The following is a 20,128-nucleotide window of genomic DNA, read 5'->3' on the forward strand; positions in this document are numbered from 1 at the left end:
TCTGCGCTTACTTCATAATGATCAGTGCCATGAACACGAGGTCGGTATCGCCGGTATTATCCAGCGCATGACCGGTGCCGTCCGGACAGAAGGTCACGTCGCCGGCCTTGACCGGATAGGACTTCTCACCGTCGTTATACGAGCCTTCACCGCTCAGGATGTAATAGGTCTCGGTCTCGCCGTGGTGCTCGTGGAAGCCGAGCGTGCAGTTCGGCTCAATGGTTACCTTTGCATACAGGCCGCACTTGCCGTCCAGCTCCTTCTCACCGAGCAGGTGCTCGATGATAACGTGTCCCTTACCGCCGGCCATCTGCTCTACCTTATCTACCTGATGTTCGCTTGCAGTCGTAATCATAATTCTTTCCGCCTTTCTTGTCCTGGGCAATACCGCATGATTGAAGCTGCGGTGTTGCCCTTACCGCTCGCGCAGTTTCTTGTCAATTCCTATTATAGCGGTTGTAATCCAAATTACAAGATAAGATTTCCATTTCCGCGAAGAATTTACTTTGCAGTCATACCGTACACTGGAAAGCCGATACGCACCTTAAACTGATCGCCGTCCACCGAGACATCGAACGTGCCGCCGCAGGCCTCGGTATAGCTTTTTGCGATGGCGAGACCCAGACCGCTGCCCTCGGTCGAGCGCGCCGCGTCACCGCGGACAAACCGTTCGGTGATCTCATCGGCGTCAAAGTCCATCTCGTAGTTGGCGGTGTTTTTGAGTTCAATAATGGCCCGACCGTTCTCCTCTGCAACAGAGAGGAACACGCGCGTGCCCTTGAGCGCATATTTCACGCAGTTGCCGATCAGGTTTTCCAGCACGCGGGACAGCTTTCGTCCGTCCGCCCAAATGGGCAGCTCCCGCTCGGGAATGGCTGCTTTGACGGTCAAGCCGCTCTCCTGCACGGCCTTGTCCTGCTCCGCGAGCGCCTGCCGGGCGAGCGTGCACGCATCCAGCCGTTCGCTGATGATCTGCTCTGCGCCCGACTGCACCTTGGAGATATCGAACAGGTCGCTCGTCAGATTCTTGAGCCGCAGACCCTTTTGATAGATAATGCGGGCGTAATCGTTGGCTTCCTCCGGCGTTAAATCCATTTTGCCGAGCAGATCGGAGTAGTTGAGGATGCTGGTCAGCGGCGTTTTCAGGTCGTGGCTGACGTTGGTGATCAGTTCGCTTTTCATGCGTTCCGCGCGGACTTCGTTCTGCAACGCCGCCTGCATGCCGTCACCAAGCGAGTTAATATCCTCGGCCATTTCAGCAAACACGCCCTCCGGCATGTCGGTCAGCTTGAAGCCGAGGTCGCCCGCCCGCAGACGGCGCAGCGCATCCACGATACGTTCAAAGCCGGTGATGCGTTTGATGAGAAAGTAACCTGCCGTGAGGAACCAGACTGCGCCGAACACGAAGGCAAAAAACGAGCCGCCCACTCCGCCGAACACCGCCGCAAGGAACGCGAGAACAACCGAATACGCCGTAAAGAGCAGCACAACGTTGCGCGTTTTGTAGTCGCGGAACAGCATGCGGCGCAGTTTTCCGAAACTGTGCCGGATGCACTCGCATACCTTAATAAAGGTTCGCCAGCACCAGAGGATGAATCGAATCGACCAGCACTGCTTGACGAAGCTGCGGTTCTTGATCACGCGCACGAGCGACAGCGTAAGTTCAAGTGCGAACGCAAACGCCGCGACGAAAAACAGGATGGACGGTACGAGCAATATCGACATGTCGTTTGTGCCGTTCAGCAATTCACCCATCAGTGCCAGATTCAGTCCGCCTGCCGTGCCGAGCACCGCCCAGAAGCACAGCACGTTCACTTCCGCCGGCAGGCGGTCGATGGTAACAAGGTGCACGTCCTCGTCCTCCGGCTTGCGTCCGGTGACGAACAGCAGGAACACGAACAGCACCAGTGCAATGCACGTCAGCACGATCGCCCGATGGAGCACGCCGGTAATCTGCGTTTTCTGCGTTTCCCACTCAGCCTTGATGGGTGCAGCCTGTGCGTCCGTGAAGCGCACCAGCAGCAGGGTGTTAGACGGGTACGGATTGAACTTATTGAACTTCCAACCTCCCTCTGCCGCATCCTCCTCGGTGTAGTAGCCGTAACTGCCCGTCTCCTCATCGTAAACCGCAAGCGGATAGCCGTAGTACATTCCCACGTTGGACTGCACATTGCCACCCGGCCGTGTGATCATGTAAAACGCAGAATTTTTTGCCGCGGCTTCGGTCAGCGTGTCATCGCCGACCGTTTTATCGCCCATTCTGCCAAAATAGTTTCCCGCAAAATCCGTATGCTGCCTGCTGAATTCCGCTGCGTCCATGCCATCCTCAAGCGCATTCGCCATTTCAGCACACATTATGCCAAGCTGCTGATGCATATAGGACGAGTCGGCAAAATCGCTCTCAAAGCGATAGACCATGTTGCTTCCGTTATCGGCCGCAAAATCCGTTATCGTGTTCTCGGTGAGAAACAGCGCGCCTGCGAAGCACCCCACAATGCCCGCAAACGCGATGAGCTTCGCTGCCGTACTGCGTAAGATCCCCTTGATATTCATACTCACTCGCTCCTTTCGATCTTGTAGCCGACGCCCCATACTACCTTGAGGTAGCGCGGCTCCTTCGGGTTGATCTCTATCTTTTCGCGGATGTGCCGCACATGGACGGCAATGGCGTTGTCACTGACAATATCGTCATTCCACACCTGTCGGTAAATCTCCTCGGTGGAGAACACCCTTCCCGGGTGACGGCACAGCAGCTCGAGTATTTTGTATTCGAGCGGTGTGAGACGAACGGCTTCGCCGTCCACCGTCACGCTTTTGCTCTCGGTGTCGAGCACCAGTCCGCGGATAGCAATCTGCGTTTCCTTTATCTGCATCGCGCCCAGCTGGGTATAGCGGCGCAGCTGGCTTTTCACGCGCGCGACCAGTTCGGACGGGTTGAACGGCTTTGTAATGTAATCATCCGCACCCGCGGTCAGTCCGAGGATTTTATCCGCGTCCTCGCTCTTGGCCGACAGCAGGATGATCGGCAGGTTTTTACTTTCCCTTACCTTTAATAAGGTTTTGATGCCGTCCAGTTCGGGCATCATAATGTCAAGGATGATAAGGTGTACATTCTCGGTCATTACGATGTCGAGCGCCTCCAGACCGTTGTACGCCTTGCGTACCAGATAGCCGTCCGCCTGCAGGAATATCGCAATGCTTTCCACGATTTCGCGGTCGTCGTCCACCACCAGAACAGTCAGCTTTTCCATTTTCCCTTCCCCCTTTCGTTACTTCTATCTTACCACAGGTTTCTGTTGTTTTCCGCAGGGAATTTCTTTAGATTTTATGAAGATGAAAAAAAGTCCCTCGATTGAGGGACTTTTCTTTGCTATCTTTACGGGGTGTTGTGTGCAGTGTAAACCATCTGTGCAGCGTACTGACGCGGCAGAGGATCGTCCTGTCCAACCGCAACACCGTTCAGCAGACCGATGTTTTCCGCTTTTTCCATTACCGTGTCTTTCCATTCCCGTCCGGCGAGAAACTGTGGACTGTAACGCAGCTCAAGCAACAGCATTTTTGCCGCTTCAACCGTTGTGACTGGCTCATTCGGGCAATATTTTGTGGTCGTCCGACCGCGAACAAAATGATTAGCCTCGCAATACGCAATATACACCTTGGCCCAGCTGTCGTTGATGTCCGTGAACGCACTGTCGAACTTATTGGTATATAAACTTGCGTCGTCATGACCATTACGCAGAACGTAAATCATTTTCGCCATCTCTGCGCGGGTAACGATCTTATTCGGCTTGAACGAGCCGTCCTCGTAACCCTTGATGATGTTCAGCTCCTGCATTCTGGTGAGCACATAATCGTCCACCTTAATGTCGCTCTGGTCAGTAAACGCTGCACCGGCAAAGGCTGTTGCTGCGCAGGCTGCCGCCATGCTCAGCGCGATCAGTCGCTTTCTGAGTGTCATATTAAATTCCTCCTTTTATTGCATGGACGCCGTAGTGCATCCATAGGTGGAATATAACACAGTCTACAGTATTTGTCAACCTTTACCTGCATTTGTGCAAATTCGTGTGATTTTGTGCAAAACAAAAAGACTGATGTTTTCACATCAGTCTTTTGGAGGTACCACCCAGAATCGAACTGGGGATCAGGGAGTTGCAGTCCCACGCCTTACCGCTTGGCTATGGTACCATGTGGAGCGGCTGACGAGGCTCGAACTCGCTACCTCCACCTTGGCAAGGTGGCGCTCTACCAGATGAGCTACAGCCGCATATTTAGTTTTTCGCGCTAACGCGATTTTTGTCAGTGCCGATTAGTTACCGGACGCTTCGGGTTTAACGCTCACGGGCGGAATCGCTTTTGCTGCGGCAAAAACCACGGCGGTTGAAACAATCCACCGGATTGTTTCTAAGAGCCGCCTGCTCTCATTTTAATGTCGCAGAGCGACATTTTCAGAGGTTAGAGGGCTACGGCCTCGATTCCTTAACCGAAAGGTAAGATTTATTCAAATGAGTGTCCAGACACTCATTTGAATAAATGGTGCCTCCGGGCGGAATCGAACCACCGACACGGGGATTTTCAGTCCCCTGCTCTACCGACTGAGCTACAGAGGCATATTTCTTCAATCGTTTCCGATTGAAGAATGGCGACCCGGATGGGACTTGAACCCACGGCCTCTAGCGTGACAGGCTAGCGCTCTAACCAACTGAGCTACCGGGCCAGGCCGTCGTCGCTGTTTCGTTTTCGTTCGTATCTCTCAGCGACGATGTTTATTATACAGAACCTGTGCCCAAATGTCAACACTTTTTTCAAAGTTTTTTTATTTTCTTTTTATTTCGTTGCGTGTGTTAAAAGTTCCTGCAACTCTGCGCGGCTGAAACGATAGATTTTATCGCAAAACTGGCAGGTTACCTCACTATTTTCCTGTTCTTCCGCCATCTTGCAAAGTTCGGTTTTTCCCATGCTGATCAGGGCGCGCTCTACTTTTTCACGGCTGCACGCACAGCGGTAGCCGATTTCACTGGTCTGCAGAAAATCTACCTCAAAGCCATCGAGTACCGCGCGAATAATGTCCTCGAGGCTCATGCCCTTATCGAGCATAGCAGTCATGCTCTCCAGCTTTGCCAGATTGGCCTCCAGCTTGTCAATGTCGGAATCCTTTACGCCCGGCATAAGCTGCACGAGCCAGCCGCCGGCGCACTTGACCGAGCAGTCGGTATCCACGAGCACACCGAGCGCGCACGCAGACGGAATCTGCTCGCTCTCCGCGAAATAGCGGGTCAGGTCCTCGGCAATCTCGCCGTTGACGAGCGCAACCGTGCCCGTGATCGGGTCCTTCAAGCCAATATCCTTAATCACCATCAGATAGCCGCGGCCGACACCGCCGCCTACATTCAGCTTGCCGTCCGCACGCAGCGGCAGATCGACAGCCGGGTCCTGCAGATAGCCGCGCACATAGCCATCCGAATCACCGACGCAGACGATCGCGCCGAGCGGGCCGTTGCCCTTGATCTGCACGGTCACGGAGCCGTCCTCGACCTTGAGCTGGCTGCCCATGATGGCAGTCGCGGTCAGCGTTCGTCCGAGGGCTGCGGTAGCCAGCGGCGTGGTATTGTGGATTTCGTGTGCGCGCTCGACCAGCTCGGTCGTGCTGGCTGCACAAATCTGGATGCCCGCGTCACGGGCGATCGCGCGAAGTAACGTATCGCTCATAAGTTAATCTCTCTTTCGTGCTGTAAAGTAAATGCGGTCCTCGCCGCCCCGTACGGGCGCAAAGGACTGGTCGCCATAGGTTTTGATCTCGGTAAAACCGGCCTGCTCCAGCATGGCGGTCAGCTGTGCAGGCTCGTAGATGCGCTCCTCGTGCGTTTCCTGCGCACGGTGCCACACATCGTCCTCCTGCTCGAAAATATCGAACTGGTAGGCACACAGGCCGTCCTCGACCGCCGCCTGCCATACGCAGAATACGCCGTCGTCCTCGCGGACATAGCTTTCGCCGTCAATGCGGGCGAATTTCTCGGGTGTGTTGATGTCGAATACGAACAGGCCGTCCGGATTGAGGAACGTGTGTACGCGCTCGAAGGCGGTCTGCAGTGCTTCCGGCTCGGTGACGTAGTTTACGCTGTCCAGACAGCACAGGCACACGTCTACCGCGCCGTACAGATCCAGTTCCTCCATGCGCTGATTGAGCAGCAGCGGACGCGGCTCGCAGTCCAGCGTGTTCTGCAGCGCCTGCATGAGCATTTCCGGCGATGCGTCCGCGCCGATCATATCATAGCCGCGCTGCGCCAGAATGCGCGTCAGACTGCCGGTTCCGCACGCCAGATCGAGCACCAGCGACGGCTTTACGCCTTCCCGCTCAAATAGGCGCTCGAAAAAGTCAGCCCATTCCTCGTAGCCCACGTCATCCGTGAAGCGGTCATAGTATTCCGACAGGGTTTCGTAACTATTCATGGCTCTCCTCTGCTGTTTCGTCCTCCTTGAGCCGGTCGAGCATCTTGCGGTAGCCGTCCGAGCCATACACAAGGCACTTGTTCACGCGGCTGATCGTCGCGGTGGACGCGCCGGTCTCCTGCACGATATCGCTGTAAATGCGTCCCTCGTCCAGCATACGCGCCACCTGAAAGCGCTGCACCATGGCACGCAGTTCGGCGATCGTGCACAAATCTTCAAAAAAGTCGTAGCAATCCTCGACCGTCTGCAGCTTGAGAATACCGCGGAACAGAATGTCCATATCCTCGTCCTTCAACTTTCGATTCATGGTCTATCCCTCCCTACATTCGTTTTTTCGCTCTTATACCCTGTATTATAGCACATCGCTTTTATAGTGTAAAGCGTAAAAATATTTGATCTTCATGGGTGGACATGTGTCCGTGTGCGGCACTCTTTTTCGCTGCACCGGCCTTCTGGTGCACACGAGGCGCGTATGCGCTACGCCCTGTCCGGGCATCTCCTTTTTTCTGCACCGGGCGATTGGGGCACCTGAACCGCGCAGGAGGTTCACCCTGTCCGGGCGGCAGTTTTTTCAGCACCGGCTGAGCGGGGTGCGCGAACTGCGTCAGCGTGTTCGCCCTGACGGGCGGCTCCTTTCTCTGCACCGGCTGACCGGGGCACACGAACTGCGTTAGCGGGTTCGCCCCTAACGGGCGGGGAGTTTTTCGCTAAACCTCAGCGGGGGATTCGCCGTCTGCGGACGGCGGGAACGTCGCGGCGCCCGCCGCGGGGGCAAAAAGGAAGGACAACCTACGGTTTTCCTTCCTCTTTGAACTCCTACCTTTCCCTTGCTTCCTAATCTGGCGCAGATTGCCGACATGTGACCGCTACGAAAGAGGGGGACGGCAGAGGATTTTTTCTTCCGTGTCTTTCTCAACCTGTTCGCAGTATCAGATACCGTACTGCTACACATATGGGCAACTCTACGCTGGGTGCGGCATAACAGTGCCGCACAATTCGATAGCGCGTTATGATAGACAGCACCTACGAAGATAAATTGTACCAAACGCCTACATTCGCAGGTGCCTTCCGGTATAACACGTTAAAGAATTGCGCGACACGGGTATGTCGCGCCTGCTTAGATGAAATCACATGTGTAGCAGTAATTTATCTGACGCTGCGAATATGTCTCGGCATGGGAGCACACTGTGCTCCCCTACGGTAGAAAAAATCCTCTGCCGTACTCCTTTTCGCAGCGGTCACATGTCGGTAATCTGCGCCAGACCCTCCCCCAAAGGAAGTGGGAGTTAAGAGGGTAGAAACCTTGGTGTCTACCCTCTTGCCCCGCCGCGGGGCGCGGCGAATCCCCGCGCTCCGCAGAGCGCAACTCCCCGCTGAGGTTCAGCGAAAAACTCTCCGCCCGTTAGGGACGAACACGCTGACGCAGTTCGCGCACCCCGCTCAGCCGGTGCAAAGAAAAAAACGCAGAGGAAACCCTCTGCGTTTCGCATTAAAGCAATTTGAGCTGCTTATCCGGCAGATCCTCATCGGTAAGCAATGCGCCGATGGACGGAATACTGCGGCAGCGGTAGCGCGCGTTATCGCTGAGCGCGGCGTCCTCGGTGCGGCACGCCCGCGTAATGGTATGCTTGCCGCGCAGCACCATGGTCTGCACGCCCTGCGTGGAACGGGTTGTCTTGACATCGAGCATGCTCGCGCGGAACGTGAGCGCACGGTTGGCAGTCGAGAACATGGTAATCTCGCTCTCCTCCTCGATTGGGTGGAAGAACGCCACAGCCGGCGCCTTATCCGAGTACGCGCCGGTCAGGCGGCGTCGATTGGTCTTGGTCTCGAAGGATTCCATCGAAAACCGGGCTGCCTTGCCGTTTTTGAACACAACGACCATACTGCCCTTGTAGTCACCCGGCAGGACGGCATAAACCGGCATTTCGCCCTCGTCCATCTCCAGCTTGGACGCAAGGTAATCACCGAGCACAGAGGCCTTGCTGTCCTCAAAATCGTACAGGTGCGCCTTGTACGCCTGCTGCATATTGGTGAAAAAGATAATTTCGTTCTTGTTGGTCGCCTCAGCAGTCCAGAACACCTCATCGCCCTCTTTGAGCTTATGGTCCTGCGACATGCGCCACGACTGCGGCGTAATCTTCTTGAAGTAGCCCTCGCGGGTGAGGAACAGCAGCACCGGATAATCCTCGATGTGGTCCTCCTCGTCGAACTGCTGCACGTTGTCCGCAGTGATGATGCGCGTGCGGCGCTCGGACGGGTACTTCTTGATGATCTGCTCCAGCTCCTTGATGATGATATTGCGGATCTTCGCCTTGGATTTGACGATTTCCTCCAGCTTTTTAATCTCGTTTTCGAGTGCTTCGGTCTCCTGCGTGCGCTTCAGGATATACTCCTTGTTGATGTTGCGCAGGCGGATATCCGCAATAAATTCGGCCTGGATTTTGTCGATGCCGAAGCCTTCCATCAGGTTCGGGATAACATTTGCGTCCTCTTCGGTCTCGCGGATGATTTTAATCGCCTTGTCGATATCGAGCAGGATTTTGCGCAGACCGAGCAGCAGATGCAGCTTGTCCTTCTTCTTGTTGAGGTCAAAGAACACACGGCGGCGAACGCATTCGGTGCGCCACGCCGTCCACTCATCGAGCAGTTCGGCTACGCCGAGCACGCGCGGCATGCCTGCAATCAGCACGTTGAAGTTGCAGGAGAAGCTGTCCTGCAGGGTAGTCATCTTCATCAGCTTGGCCATCAGCTTTTCCGGGTCGGTGCCGCGCTTGAGGTCAATGGCGATCTTCAGACCGGAAAGGTCAGTCTCATCGCGCACATCGGCAATCTCGCGCACCTTACCGTTCTTGACCAGCTCGGCGATCTTGTCGATGATGGCCTCGATGGTGGTCGTGTACGGAATCTCCGTGATCTCGATCAGGTTGTCCTTCTTGTTGTACGCCCATTTTGCGCGTACCTTGAACGAGCCGCGTCCGGTGCGGTAGATGGCACGTATTTCCGCCTCATCGTAGATGAGGTCGCCGCCGGTCGTGAAGTCCGGCGCGGGCAGCGTGGAAAGGATGTCGTGCTCGGGATTTTTGATAAGCTCGATGGTCGTGCGGCAGACTTCCGCGAGGTTAAAGCCGCAGAAATTGGACGCCATGCCGACCGCAATGCCGGTATTCGCGGACACGAGAATGTTCGGGTAGGTCGTCGGCAGCAGCGTCGGCTCCTTCATCTCGCCGTCATAGTTATCCACAAAATCCACTGCGTCGGTGTCGATATCGCGGAACAGCTCGGCACAGAACGCATCCAGCTTGGCCTCGGTATAACGCGGCGCGGCGTATGCCATATCGCGCGAGTACACCTTGCCGAAGTTGCCCTTGCTGTCCACAAACGGCATGAGAAGCGCCTCGTTGCCGCGTGTCAGGCGCACCATGGTCTCGTAGATGGCCGCATCACCATGGGGGTTCAGCTTCATGGTCTGACCCACGATGTTGGCGGATTTGGTGCGGTTGCCGTTCAGTAGGCCCATCTTGTACATGGTGTACAGCAGCTTGCGGTGGGACGGCTTGAAGCCGTCAATCTCCGGGATCGCGCGGGATACGATAACGCTCATCGCGTACGGCATGTAGTTCTCGCGCAGCGTGTCCGTGATGCGCTGATCGACCGAGGGATGTTCTTTATATACTTTTGGTTCGTCGGTTTTCTTTTTTGCCATTATGCTCTCCTTTGCAGGATTTTCTTTGTACGTTTTGCGCCGCCCAGATACTCGCCGAACGGCAGATAAGACAGTGTGACCGCAATCGCCAGTCCGCCTGCAAGCGCCAGCGCAAACATCTGCCACAGGTGCAGATAGATAACCGGTGTCTGCCGTACCGCCCACGCGTTCCACAGGCGCAGCACCAGCGGATGTGCCAGATACAGTCCGAACGAATGCCGCGCAATAAACTGCAGCGGCTTCGGAATCTCCGGCAGCCTGCTGAACAGCGACCACAGCACGGCCCATGTCAGCAGCGTGTAAACCGTTGTGTCAGGCCGCAGACCCATTTTATAGGCTGCCGCAGAATGCTCTTCCGCCAGCAGCACCAGCACCGCCGAAAGCGCCCACAGCGGCAGACAGACGCGCAGACGCAGGCGGTCGCTCAGGCCGGATTTCGCCAGCCATGCACCGATGTTGTAGAACAGCGGCCAGCACACGAACAGACCGATCGGCGCCACCGGAAACTGCCACTGCAGCTGACCGACGGTCAGCAGGTAAAGGACTATCTCCATACCGAAGGTCAGGCCTGCGGACAGGAGCAGCGTCATCGCCGGATGCCGCTCTACCGCACGGCAGAACAGCTCGCTGAGCAGGATCAGCTGCACCAGTATGAATATGTAATACAGGTGGACGTAACTGCCGCCTGTCAGAATGTTTTTGATCGGATGTGCATGCGGCTTGCCGAACACGGCATCCACCGCAAGGTAAAGGACCGACCAGACCAGATATGCCGGCAGCACGCGTTTCAGCCGCCGCTTTGCTGTCTGCACCGCAGACTGACCGCTATGCTGCAGCCACGAGTACATGTGCCCATAGCCGGACAGCATGATAAACAGCGGCACAGCAAACCGCGCTATCTGATTGCAGGATACACCGACCGGGTTCATGCGGCCTGCCGAAACGTGTATCATCACCACGGCCAGCGCCGCAACTGCCCGCAGGCCGTCCATTTGCCGAATCCGCATGTTGCTATCCCCCATTTTTGCCCTTACGAAATATCCGCCAGCTCGAGATAATCCGCGCCGTTCTCGGCAATATACTCCTTACGTCCGGCGAGGTTGTCGCCGAGCAGCAGGTCGAACATTTCGCTCGTGGCAGCCGCTTCATCCGGCGTAATGCGGATCAGGCGGCGGTTTTCGGGGTTCATGGTGGTCTCCCACATCATTTCGGGCTGGTTCTCGCCAAGACCCTTGGAGCGCTGGATAAGAATCTTTTTGCCCTCCAGCTTTTTGAGGATAGCCGCTTTTTCGCTCTCATCGAACGCAAAATAGCTTTTGTCGCGGTAGGTGATCTCATACAGCGGCGACTCCGCAATATAAACGTAGCCCTGTTCGATGAGCGTTGGCACCAGACGGTACAGCATGGTCAGAATGAGCGTGCGGATCTGGAAGCCGTCCACATCGGCATCAGTGCAGATGATGATACGGTGCCAGCGCAGGCTTTCGAGGTCGAACGCAGACAAATCCTTTGCCGCCTTGCCGCGCACCTCGACACCGCAGCCGAGGACTTTGAGAAGGTCGGTGATGATGTCATTCTTGAAAATTTTATCGTAATCGGCTTTCAGGCAGTTGAGAATCTTGCCGCGCACCGGCATGATGGCCTGAAATTCACTGTCGCGGCCCTGTTTTACCGAACCGAGTGCAGAATCGCCCTCGACGATATACAGCTCACGGCGGGACGCATCCTTGGTGCGGCAGTCCACGAACTTCTGCACACGGTTAGCGAGGTCAATATTGCCGGACAGCTTCTTTTTGATATTCAGACGCGCCTTTTCCGCCTGTTCGCGGCTGCGCTTGTTGATCAGGATCTGCTCGGCGATCTTGTCTGCCTCGGCCTTGTTCTCGATAAAGTAGATCTCGAGTCCTTCCTTGAGGAACTCGGTCATGGCCTCCTGGATGAACTTGTTGGTGATGGCCTTCTTGGTCTGGTTCTCGTAGGAGGTCTGGGTGGAGAAGCAGTTGGTGACAAGCACGAGGCTGTCGAAAATATCCTGATAAGTGACCTTGCTCTCGCTCTTGTTGTACTTATTGTTCTGCTTGAGATACGCGTCGATGGCGGACACGAACGCCGAGCGAACGGCCTTGTCCGGTGCACCGCCGTGCTCCAGCCACGAGGAGTTGTGGTAGTACTCGATCTGCGACACCGCCGAGGAGAAGCAGAACGCGCACGACAGCTTCACCTTGTACTCGGCCTTGTCGGCGCGGTCGCGTCCGCGTCGTTCGCCCTCTAGGAACTGCACCGAGGTCAGCGGATTCTCGCCTGCCAGCTCGGTCACATAGTCCACAATGCCGTTCTGATAGAGGAATTCGGTGGTCTCGTACCTGCTGCCCACCTGATTTTTCAGCACAAACTTGATGTGGCTGTTGACAACCGCCTGCCGCTTGAGCGTATCCAGATAATAATCCACAGGGATGTTGATATCCGTGAATACCTCCAGATCGGGCTTCCAGCGGATGGTCGTGCCGGTTTTGCGCGCGTTCGTCGCCTTCTTGGTGTAGCCTTCCTTGGTGCCGGTCTTGTTTTCGCCCTTTTCAAAGTGCAGGCCGTACTCGAAGCCGTCACGGATAACGGTGACGTCCATGTACTCCGAGGAATACTGCGTCGCGCAGGTACCGAGACCGTTGAGACCAAGTGAAAACTCATAGTTTTCGCCGGTGTCGTTCTTGTACTTGCCGCCTGCGTACAGCTCGCAGAAGACCAGTTCCCAGTTGTAGCGCTGCTCGTTTTCGTTCCATTCGATCGGGATACCGCGGCCATGGTCAGCGACTTCGATCGAGCCGTCCGCATAGCGCGTGGTGACGATCTCGGTGCCGTGGCCCTCTCGCGCCTCGTCGATCGAGTTGGACAGAATCTCAAAGACCGCGTGCTCGCAGCCCTCCAGTCCGTCCGAGCCGAAGATAACGCCCGGGCGCTTGCGCACACGGTCCGCACCCTTCAGCGAGGAGATGCTTTCGTTGCCGTATGACGGCTTTGCTTTGCTCATATATACTTTAACTCCCAATTTCCGAAGTTTTACTTACTTTATTATATCTGTTCAGATATGAAATAGTCATTTATATCAATTTTACACCATATCATTGTTTATGTCAACAAAACAGAACAATTGTTCTGTTTTTGCAATCCATAGAAATGCTAAAACCAGACAAATCACTGCCTTGCCCCCCCATTTTGCCCGAACGCAAAAATGCGCGCTCTCAGTTCCTGCTGAAAGCGCGTTGTATGGGGCAACACCGCGCAATTAAAGCAGCGGCTTCTTACACAGGCTCCGGCCGCGCTGCCGCGGTACTTTGCGGAAATTGTGTGGTATTGCCTAATGGGTGTCTTGCACCTCTTGTTTTTGGACTGTCCGGGAGCCTGCGCGGTATTCCGTCCCACAGGGCCAGACAGATTTTTGGGGGATTGACTGCTCACACAGTCGGAGAAAAAGATTTCCTATGAAGTATCTATTTCAAAAGGGATGGCAAGCGGTTTTTAGCACTCATCTTGCTGTTCCCCTGCTGTGATTACAGGATACAGGAATCCCATGTCTAAAGTATGTAGAAAGTTTGAAGAAACCGTAAACATACCGTTTCTAAATTGAAAATGACGTGACCGCAAACCCGATACGTTCATTCTCAATTCAAAAGTGCTGTAACCTCTTCCAAGGTGTTCGCAAAATAGATTTTCTTCTGCCGTTCTTTGGTGGACAGCTCCATCTCGATCATGTGGTCGAGCAATGCCTTCATATGGTCGTAATAGCTGTTGAGATTATAGAAAATGCACGGTGCATCCAGATGGTTCAGCGCCAGCTTGCTCATCACCTCGGCAATCTCCTCGAGCGTGCCCGTACCGCCCGGAAAGGCGATGAACGCGTCTCCAAGCTCGATCATTTTGGTTTTGCGATCGGTCATATCCTCGGTGACGATCAGCTCGGTCAGACCGTCCAGCTGCAGCTCCTGCTCGATAAAAAAGCGCGGCTCTACGCCGATTACCTTGCCGCCTGCGGCCAGTGTGCTCGCCGCGACCGCACCCATTAGACCGACCCGTGAGCCGCCGTAGACCAGTGTATGACCATGCTCGCCAATCCATGTGCCAAGCTCGCACACGGCGGTTTTGAGGGCAGGCTCACGGCCCTCGTTTGCACCCAGATATACGGTTATGTTCATAATTTTGTCCTCCATTATACAGGTGTATGCAGAGTTATCGGCGGAAATGCCGGAAATTTCGATTTGTGAATTCAGCACCGGCTGAACAGGGTACCCGAACTGCGTTAGCGGGTTCGCCCCTGACGGGCGGAGAGTTTTCTGCTGAACCTCAGCGGGGAGTTGCGCTCTGCGGAGCGCGGGAGAGTGCGGCACCCGCCGCGGGGGCAAAAAGGAAGGGACACCTGCGGTTTCCCTTCCTCTTTGAACTCCTACCTTTCCCTTGTTTGTTAGCCCGGCGCAGATTACCTACATGTGACCGCTCCGAAATTGGGTACGGCAGAGGATTTTTTCTTCCGTGTCTTTCTCAACCCATTCGCAGTGTCAGATACTGTACTGCTACACATGTGGGTTAGTTTACGCAGGCGCGGCATAGCAGTGCCGCGCAATTCGTAAGCACGTTATTATAGACAGCACCTGCGAAGATAAATCGATCAAACGCCTAAATCCGCAGGTGCCGTCTGTTATCTCCAGACTTACGAGTTGCGCAACACGAGTATGTTGCGCCTGCGGAGAGTAGCCGGTCTGTGTAGCAGTAATGTATCCGACCCTGCGAATAGATTGCGAAAGACACGGAAGAAAAAATTCTCTGCCGTTCCCCTGTTTCGCAGCGGTCACATGTCGGCAATCTGCGCCAGACTAAGAAATAAAAGGAAGTGGGAGTTAAGAGGGTAGAAACCTTGGTGTCTACCCTCTTGCCCTGCCGCGGGGCGCGGCACGCTCCCGCCGTCCGCAGACGGCGAATCCCCCGCTTGATTTCAAGCAAAAAACTCCCCGCCCGTTAGGGGCGAACACGCTAACGCAGTTCGTGTCCCCCGCTCAGCCGATGCTGAAAAGACTGCCGCCCGGACAGGGTGAACCGCCTGCGCGGTTCAGATCCCCCGATCAGCCGGTGCAGAAAAAAGAAAAGAGCAGACGTTTAACCATCTGCTCTCTGGAAATTCTATTTTAGCGGAACTTCTTCTTCTTTGCGCGTGCAGCCTCAGACTTCTTGCGGCGCTTTACGCTCGGGCTTTCATAATGCTCACGCTTGCGGAGCTCGGAAAGCGTACCCGCCTTGGCACACGAACGCTTGAAGCGACGCAGTGCGCTGTCAATAGACTCATTTTCCTTGATGCGGATCTCCGACACAGTTTTCCCTCCCTCCGCACGTTCCCCTCATGGGGATCGCTTAGCACAGTTTGTATACATCCATACACAAAACCGTAAGGATATTATATCGAATTTCCGCGTCAATGTCAACTACTTTTTCCCGTAGTTTTCGATTTTTTCTTTTTGACGCGGAAATCCGGCATTCCTTCTTACTTTACGACAAGGTTTACGATCTTGCCCGGAACAACGATCTGCTTTACGATCTGCTTGCCCTCGATGGCGTGCTGTACCTTTTCCTCTGCCATTGCGGTATCGATCGCAGTCTGCTTGTCCGCGTCGGCTGCCAGCTTGATGGTGCACTTCAGCTTGCCGTTTACCTGTACCGCCAGCTCTACCGTGCTCTCGACGGTCTTGGCCTCGTCGTAGGTCGGCCACGGTGCTACGGAGAGCAGACCGGTCTCGCCGAGCTGCTGCCACAGCTCCTCGGTGATATGCGGTGCAAACGGATTGAGCAGCGCCAGGAAGGTCTTGTACTCGGCACGGTTTACGCCCTTATCGTAGAACTCGTTGAGCATGGTCATCAGCGCTGCGATAGCGGTGTTGGCCTTGAGGTTGTCTGCGTCCTCGCCGACCTTTTTGATGGTACGGTTCATGAGAACCTCGTGCTGCTCGGAGTAGGTATCGCCGTCCTGCACCTTGTCAGCCAGTGCCCATACGCGCTCGAGGAAGCGGCGGCAGCCCTTGATGGACTTCGGACTCCACGGAGCAGCCTTCTCAAAGTCACCGATGAACATCTCGTACAGACGCATGGTATCTGCGCCGTAGGTGTCAACGATCTCGTCCGGGTTGACGACGTTGCCGCGGCTCTTGGACATCTTCTCGCCGTTCTCGCCGAGGATCATGCCGTGGCTGGTGCGCTTTGCATACGGCTCCTTGGTCGGCACTACGCCGATGTCATACAGGAACTTATGCCAGAAACGGCTGTACAGCAGATGCAGCGTGGTGTGCTCCATGCCGCCGTTGTACCAGTCAACCGGAGACCAATATTTCAGTGCTTCCGGCGAGGCAAGCGCCTTGTCATTGTGCGGGTCCATATAGCGCAGGAAGTACCAGGAGGAACCGGCCCACTGCGGCATGGTATCGGTCTCGCGCTTTGCCGGACCGCCGCAGCACGGACAGGTGGTGTTTACCCAGTCAGTCATGTGCGCCAGCGGAGACTCGCCGTTGTCGGTCGGCTCGTAGCTGGTTACGTTCGGCAGCTCAAGCGGCAGCTGATCCTCCGGCAGAGCCACATAGCCGCACTTGTCGCACTTGACGATCGGAATCGGCTCGCCCCAGTAACGCTGACGGGAGAATACCCAGTCACGCAGCTTGTACTGCACCTTGGCATGGCCGATGCCCTTTTCACCCAGCCACTCGATCATAGCCGGGATAGCGTCCTTAACGGTCTTGCCGTTCAGAAAATCGGAATTTACCAGAATGCCGGTTTCGTCCTTTGCGGTGAACGCAGCCTTCTGGACATCCTCGCCGCCGGAAACAACCTCGATGATCTCACAGCCGAACTTCTTAGCAAACTCCCAGTCGCGGTCATCGTGCGCCGGAACAGCCATGATGGCACCGGTGCCGTAGCCCATCAGAACATAGTCGGAAACGAAGATCGGGATCTGCTTGCCGTTTACCGGGTTAATTGCAGCAACGCCGTCCAGCTTAACGCCGGTCTTGTCCTTGTTCAGCTCGGTACGCTCGAAGTCGGACTTGCGGGCAGCCTCCTCACGGTATGCGCGAACGTCCTCGATGTTGTTCAGCTTGTCCGCCCACTGCTCGATCATCGGGTGCTCCGGAGAGATTACCATGTAGGTCGCGCCGAACAGGGTGTCCGGACGGGTGGTGTAAACGGTCAGCGTGTCGCCCTCGGTGGTCTTGAAATCGACCTCAGCGCCAGTGGAACGGCCGATCCAGTTGCGCTGCTGAATCTTAACGCGCTCGATGTAGTCCACATCATCCAGATCGTCGATCAGGCGCTGTGCATACTTGGTGATGGCGAGCATCCACTGGCTCTTGGTCTTGTGAACGACCTCGCTGCCGCAGCGCTCACAAACACCGTTGACAACCTCCTCGTTCGCCAGAACGCACTTGCAGGAGGTGCACCAGTTTACGCTCATTTCCTTCTTGTAGGCCAGGCCCTTCTTGAACAGCTGCAGGAAAATCCACTGGGTCCACTTGTAGTAGCTCGGGTCGGTGGTATTGATCTCACGCGACCAGTCGAACGACAGACCAAGGCTCTTGAGCTGGCTCTTGAAGCGTGCGATGTTCTTCTTGGTAACCTCTGCCGGATGAACATGGTTCTTGATGGCAAAGTTCTCAGTCGGCAGACCGAATGCATCCCAGCCCATCGGATACAGCACGTTGTAGCCCTGCATGCGCTTTTTGCGCGCAACGATATCCAGTGCGGTGTAGGAGCGCGGATGGCCTACATGCAGACCCTGACCGGACGGATACGGGAACTCTACGAGCGCGTAGAACTTCTCCTTGTCCGAGTCATTCTCGGCATGGAAGCACTGCTTCTCGTCCCAGATGTCCTGCCATTTCTTTTCTACTTGTTTATGATCGTACTTCAACGGATTCTCCCCCTAAAGTGAGTTTTGGATTTTGAGCGCGACAACGCGGCGGACGTCGTTCCCGGCGCCGCCGCATGTCGGTATTTTACTTGTCCTCGATGCCCAGCTCTTCAAGCGTTACCGGCGTGCCGTCCTTCCACAGGTTCTCCAGATTGTAGAACTTGCGTGCCTCCGGCATGAATACATGCAGTACAGCGCAGCCGTAGTCCAGCAGCATCCACTGTGCGGATTCATAGCCCTCGGTGTGGTGCGGCATCTCGTCATGGTCATACTTCAGGTGCCACTCTACATTGTCCGCCAGTGCCTTAACCTGCGTAGTGGAGGACGCAGAGCAGATGACGAAATACTCGGTCAGCTCGGTCAGGCGCTCAACATGCAGCACCTCAATGCCCTGAGCCTTTTTCTCGATCAGCGCTTCGCAGATCGCCTTTACAGTTTCTTTTGCAGTCAAAGTATAAACTCCTTTTGTGCGGCAGAAAAGGGTTTGCCTTTCTGCCGATTATGGTATATTGCCTTTATTATGCCTCGGGATCGTATGTTCCGCCATCGTCTCCGCCGGAGGAAGCACCGCTGTCCTCTCCGCCGCCGTCGGTGTAATCGCCGCCGGAGGAGTCGCCGCCGCTCTCCTCACCGGAGTCGCCGCCGGAATAGTCTCCGCCGCTGTCGCCGCCCGAGTAGTCATTGTTATCCGAATAATCGCCGTCCGAGCCGCTGTTGTCGTAGGATGGCTCATCGTAGCTGTAATCCGGTTCTTCGTAATAATCCTCGCTGTAATCGTACGAGCCGGAGGTGTCACCCCATACATTATCTTCCTCGCCCGAGCTTACATAGCCGCCCGAGTAGGTAGTGGTATCCGGTCCGCCGACAATGTCCAGCTTGGAGATCGGCTCCTCGTAGGGGTTGAAATACTTGTTTACCAGCTCCAGCGTCTGGTCGTAATACGGGAAGAAGAACGAATACTGCACCGAGGTGCCCGCCGTGCTCATCTTGCCGTAGCCGGGCAGTGTAAAGAACTGAATGCTGCTGTTGTCGATCTGCATGGCCTGCATGCCCATCCACAGCAGCTCGCCGGCGCTGAAGTCGGTCTTGACGTTCTTGAACACGGCCTCTGCGATCGAGCGGATCTTGGTCACATTCTTGATCTGCAGCACCTGACCTGCCAGCGCCTTGAGGAACTTCTGCTGATTCTCTACACGGCCTTCATCGCCGTTGGTGTACTGTACGGTGTAATCGTTGTTGTGTCTCCAGCGCAGGAAGCCGACAGTCTGCTTGCCGTCCAGATGCTGCTGACCTTTTTTCAGGTCGATGTGCAGATTCTGCGACGGATCATCGTACTTCATATCGAACGGCACATCATAATCCACGCCGCCGATTGCATCCACGATGGCTGCAATGCCGTCAAAGTTGACGATAACGTATTTATCCGGCCGGAAGCCCATCAGACGCTCGATTTCCTTGCTCGTCTGCTCGATGTTGCCGCCCTTGCCGCCGGTATCCATGCCGTAGGCTGCGTTGATCTTCTTGCTCGCGCCGGTTGCCGTGTTGTTGCACATGGTGTCGCGTGGGATGTTCATGACGTTGATGGTCTTGTCCTTGGTATCCATGGTTGCGACCATCAAAGCGTCTGTTCGTGTTTCGTCCTCATCAACTGCGCCGACCACGAACGTAAACACATCGTCAATGCGGGTGCCCGAGTTGAGCAGGCTGCTCACATCGACCTTATCGCCGTTTTCCTTGTCCTTGATCGTCGCCTGCGGCGAACGGACGAACCACACCGCTGCAGCTGCTGCGCACGCGAACAGCACCAGCACAACCGCCATAATGATGGCAATGCGCTTGCCCTTCTGTCTGGGTGTCAGCTTTTTTTTCTCCTTCGGAGCCTTTCCCTTTTTGCCGCCCGGCTTGGGCGCCGAGATCGGCTGGTGGTTCCCTTCCGGCTTGGGCGCTGCCTGCTGTGCGGGAGCCTGTGCCGGAGTGCTGTCTCCGTTGCGGTTTTTCCTGTCGCCGCTTCCTCCGAATAGTTTCAAACGATTCCTGCCTCC

15 protein-coding genes and 4 tRNA genes are annotated in these 20,128 nt (G+C 55.5%); all 19 read right to left on the bottom strand.

All coding sequences use genetic code 11. From position 1 onward, the window contains the following. Positions 1-7: 7 nt before the first annotated feature. Entirely contained in the window at positions 8-355 is a 348-nt protein-coding gene (locus tag C7386_RS05225) for a cupin domain-containing protein (RefSeq protein WP_116704968.1), read from the bottom strand. 146 nt (positions 356-501) lie between these two features. After that, positions 502-2,553, bottom strand: coding sequence for a sensor histidine kinase (locus tag C7386_RS05230; protein ID WP_165815471.1), 2,052 nt, complete (start codon positions 2,551-2,553; stop codon positions 502-504). Between the two features lie 2 nt (positions 2,554-2,555). Further along, the gene (locus C7386_RS05235; protein ID WP_165815475.1) at positions 2,556-3,242 is read right to left on the bottom strand and encodes a response regulator transcription factor; all 687 of its coding nucleotides are present in this window, start codon (positions 3,240-3,242) and stop codon (positions 2,556-2,558) included. Between the two features lie 134 nt (positions 3,243-3,376). Continuing rightward, a complete protein-coding gene (locus C7386_RS05240; protein WP_116704971.1) occupies positions 3,377-3,958 on the bottom strand; it encodes an S-layer homology domain-containing protein in 582 nt (193 codons plus the stop codon). A 153-nt stretch (positions 3,959-4,111) separates the two neighbouring features. Beyond that, positions 4,112-4,185 (bottom strand) — tRNA-Cys (locus tag C7386_RS05245). Between the two features lie 3 nt (positions 4,186-4,188). Beyond that, a tRNA-Gly gene (locus C7386_RS05250) sits at positions 4,189-4,264 on the bottom strand. A gap of 267 nt (positions 4,265-4,531) precedes the next feature. Next, positions 4,532-4,607, bottom strand: a tRNA-Phe gene (locus tag C7386_RS05255). A gap of 30 nt (positions 4,608-4,637) precedes the next feature. Beyond that, positions 4,638-4,714: transfer RNA gene (locus C7386_RS05260), tRNA-Asp, on the bottom strand. Positions 4,715-4,824: 110 nt separating this feature from the next. Next, positions 4,825-5,706, bottom strand: a complete 882-nt coding sequence (gene hslO, locus C7386_RS05265) for an Hsp33 family molecular chaperone HslO (protein WP_116704972.1) — start codon at positions 5,704-5,706, stop codon at positions 4,825-4,827. A gap of 3 nt (positions 5,707-5,709) precedes the next feature. Then, entirely contained in the window at positions 5,710-6,447 is a 738-nt protein-coding gene (locus tag C7386_RS05270; RefSeq protein ID WP_116704973.1) for a class I SAM-dependent DNA methyltransferase, read from the bottom strand. Continuing rightward, positions 6,440-6,754, bottom strand: a complete 315-nt coding sequence (locus tag C7386_RS05275) for a YerC/YecD family TrpR-related protein (protein ID WP_110436460.1) — start codon at positions 6,752-6,754, stop codon at positions 6,440-6,442. The genes C7386_RS05270 and C7386_RS05275 overlap by 8 nt, the downstream gene beginning before the upstream one ends. A gap of 1,182 nt (positions 6,755-7,936) precedes the next feature. Further along, the gene (locus tag C7386_RS05280; protein WP_110436459.1) at positions 7,937-10,153 is read right to left on the bottom strand and encodes a DNA gyrase subunit A; all 2,217 of its coding nucleotides are present in this window, start codon (positions 10,151-10,153) and stop codon (positions 7,937-7,939) included. After that, positions 10,153-11,160, bottom strand: coding sequence for an acyltransferase (locus C7386_RS05285; protein ID WP_165815472.1), 1,008 nt, complete (start codon positions 11,158-11,160; stop codon positions 10,153-10,155). Before C7386_RS05285 ends, C7386_RS05280 begins: the two co-directional genes overlap by 1 nt. Positions 11,161-11,183: 23 nt before the next feature. After that, positions 11,184-13,178, bottom strand: coding sequence for a DNA gyrase/topoisomerase IV subunit B (locus C7386_RS05290; RefSeq protein ID WP_110436457.1), 1,995 nt, complete (start codon positions 13,176-13,178; stop codon positions 11,184-11,186). A gap of 631 nt (positions 13,179-13,809) precedes the next feature. Continuing rightward, on the bottom strand, positions 13,810-14,340 hold the full coding sequence (locus C7386_RS05295) for an LOG family protein (protein WP_116704975.1): 531 nt from the start codon (positions 14,338-14,340) through the stop codon (positions 13,810-13,812). A 984-nt stretch (positions 14,341-15,324) separates the two neighbouring features. Next, a complete protein-coding gene (gene rpsU, locus C7386_RS05300; RefSeq protein ID WP_031472056.1) occupies positions 15,325-15,507 on the bottom strand; it encodes a 30S ribosomal protein S21 in 183 nt (60 codons plus the stop codon). A 170-nt stretch (positions 15,508-15,677) separates the two neighbouring features. Then, on the bottom strand, positions 15,678-18,086 hold the full coding sequence (leuS, locus tag C7386_RS05305; RefSeq protein WP_110436455.1) for a leucine--tRNA ligase: 2,409 nt from the start codon (positions 18,084-18,086) through the stop codon (positions 15,678-15,680). An 85-nt stretch (positions 18,087-18,171) separates the two neighbouring features. Next, positions 18,172-18,537: a ribosome silencing factor gene (rsfS, locus tag C7386_RS05310; RefSeq protein WP_110436454.1), complete on the bottom strand. Its 366-nt coding sequence runs from the start codon at positions 18,535-18,537 to the stop codon at positions 18,172-18,174. Between the two features lie 67 nt (positions 18,538-18,604). Next, complete coding sequence (locus C7386_RS05315) at positions 18,605-20,113, bottom strand: LCP family protein (RefSeq protein ID WP_110436453.1); 1,509 nt, start codon at positions 20,111-20,113, stop codon at positions 18,605-18,607. Positions 20,114-20,128: the final 15 nt, after the last annotated feature.

It is taken from the genome of Agathobaculum butyriciproducens (genome assembly GCA_003096535.1).
GTDB lineage: Bacteria > Bacillota > Clostridia > Oscillospirales > Butyricicoccaceae > Agathobaculum > Agathobaculum butyriciproducens.

Excerpts from the sequence above, each read along its gene's own strand:
- C7386_RS05280 (WP_110436459.1), bottom strand. The coding sequence starts at position 10,153 with ATGGCAAAAAAGAAAACCGACGAACCAAAAGTATATAAAGAACATCCC.
- hslO (WP_116704972.1), bottom strand. The coding sequence starts at position 5,706 with ATGAGCGATACGTTACTTCGCGCGATCGCCCGTGACGCGGGCATCCAG.
- C7386_RS05230 (WP_165815471.1), bottom strand. The coding sequence starts at position 2,553 with ATGAATATCAAGGGGATCTTACGCAGTACGGCAGCGAAGCTCATCGCG.
- C7386_RS05285 (WP_165815472.1), bottom strand. The coding sequence starts at position 11,160 with ATGCGGATTCGGCAAATGGACGGCCTGCGGGCAGTTGCGGCGCTGGCC.
- C7386_RS05225 (WP_116704968.1), bottom strand. The coding sequence starts at position 355 with ATGATTACGACTGCAAGCGAACATCAGGTAGATAAGGTAGAGCAGATG.
- C7386_RS05240 (WP_116704971.1), bottom strand. The coding sequence starts at position 3,958 with ATGACACTCAGAAAGCGACTGATCGCGCTGAGCATGGCGGCAGCCTGC.
- C7386_RS05275 (WP_110436460.1), bottom strand. The coding sequence starts at position 6,754 with ATGAATCGAAAGTTGAAGGACGAGGATATGGACATTCTGTTCCGCGGT.
- C7386_RS05295 (WP_116704975.1), bottom strand. The coding sequence starts at position 14,340 with ATGAACATAACCGTATATCTGGGTGCAAACGAGGGCCGTGAGCCTGCC.
- C7386_RS05270 (WP_116704973.1), bottom strand. The coding sequence starts at position 6,447 with ATGAATAGTTACGAAACCCTGTCGGAATACTATGACCGCTTCACGGAT.
- C7386_RS05290 (WP_110436457.1), bottom strand. The coding sequence starts at position 13,178 with ATGAGCAAAGCAAAGCCGTCATACGGCAACGAAAGCATCTCCTCGCTG.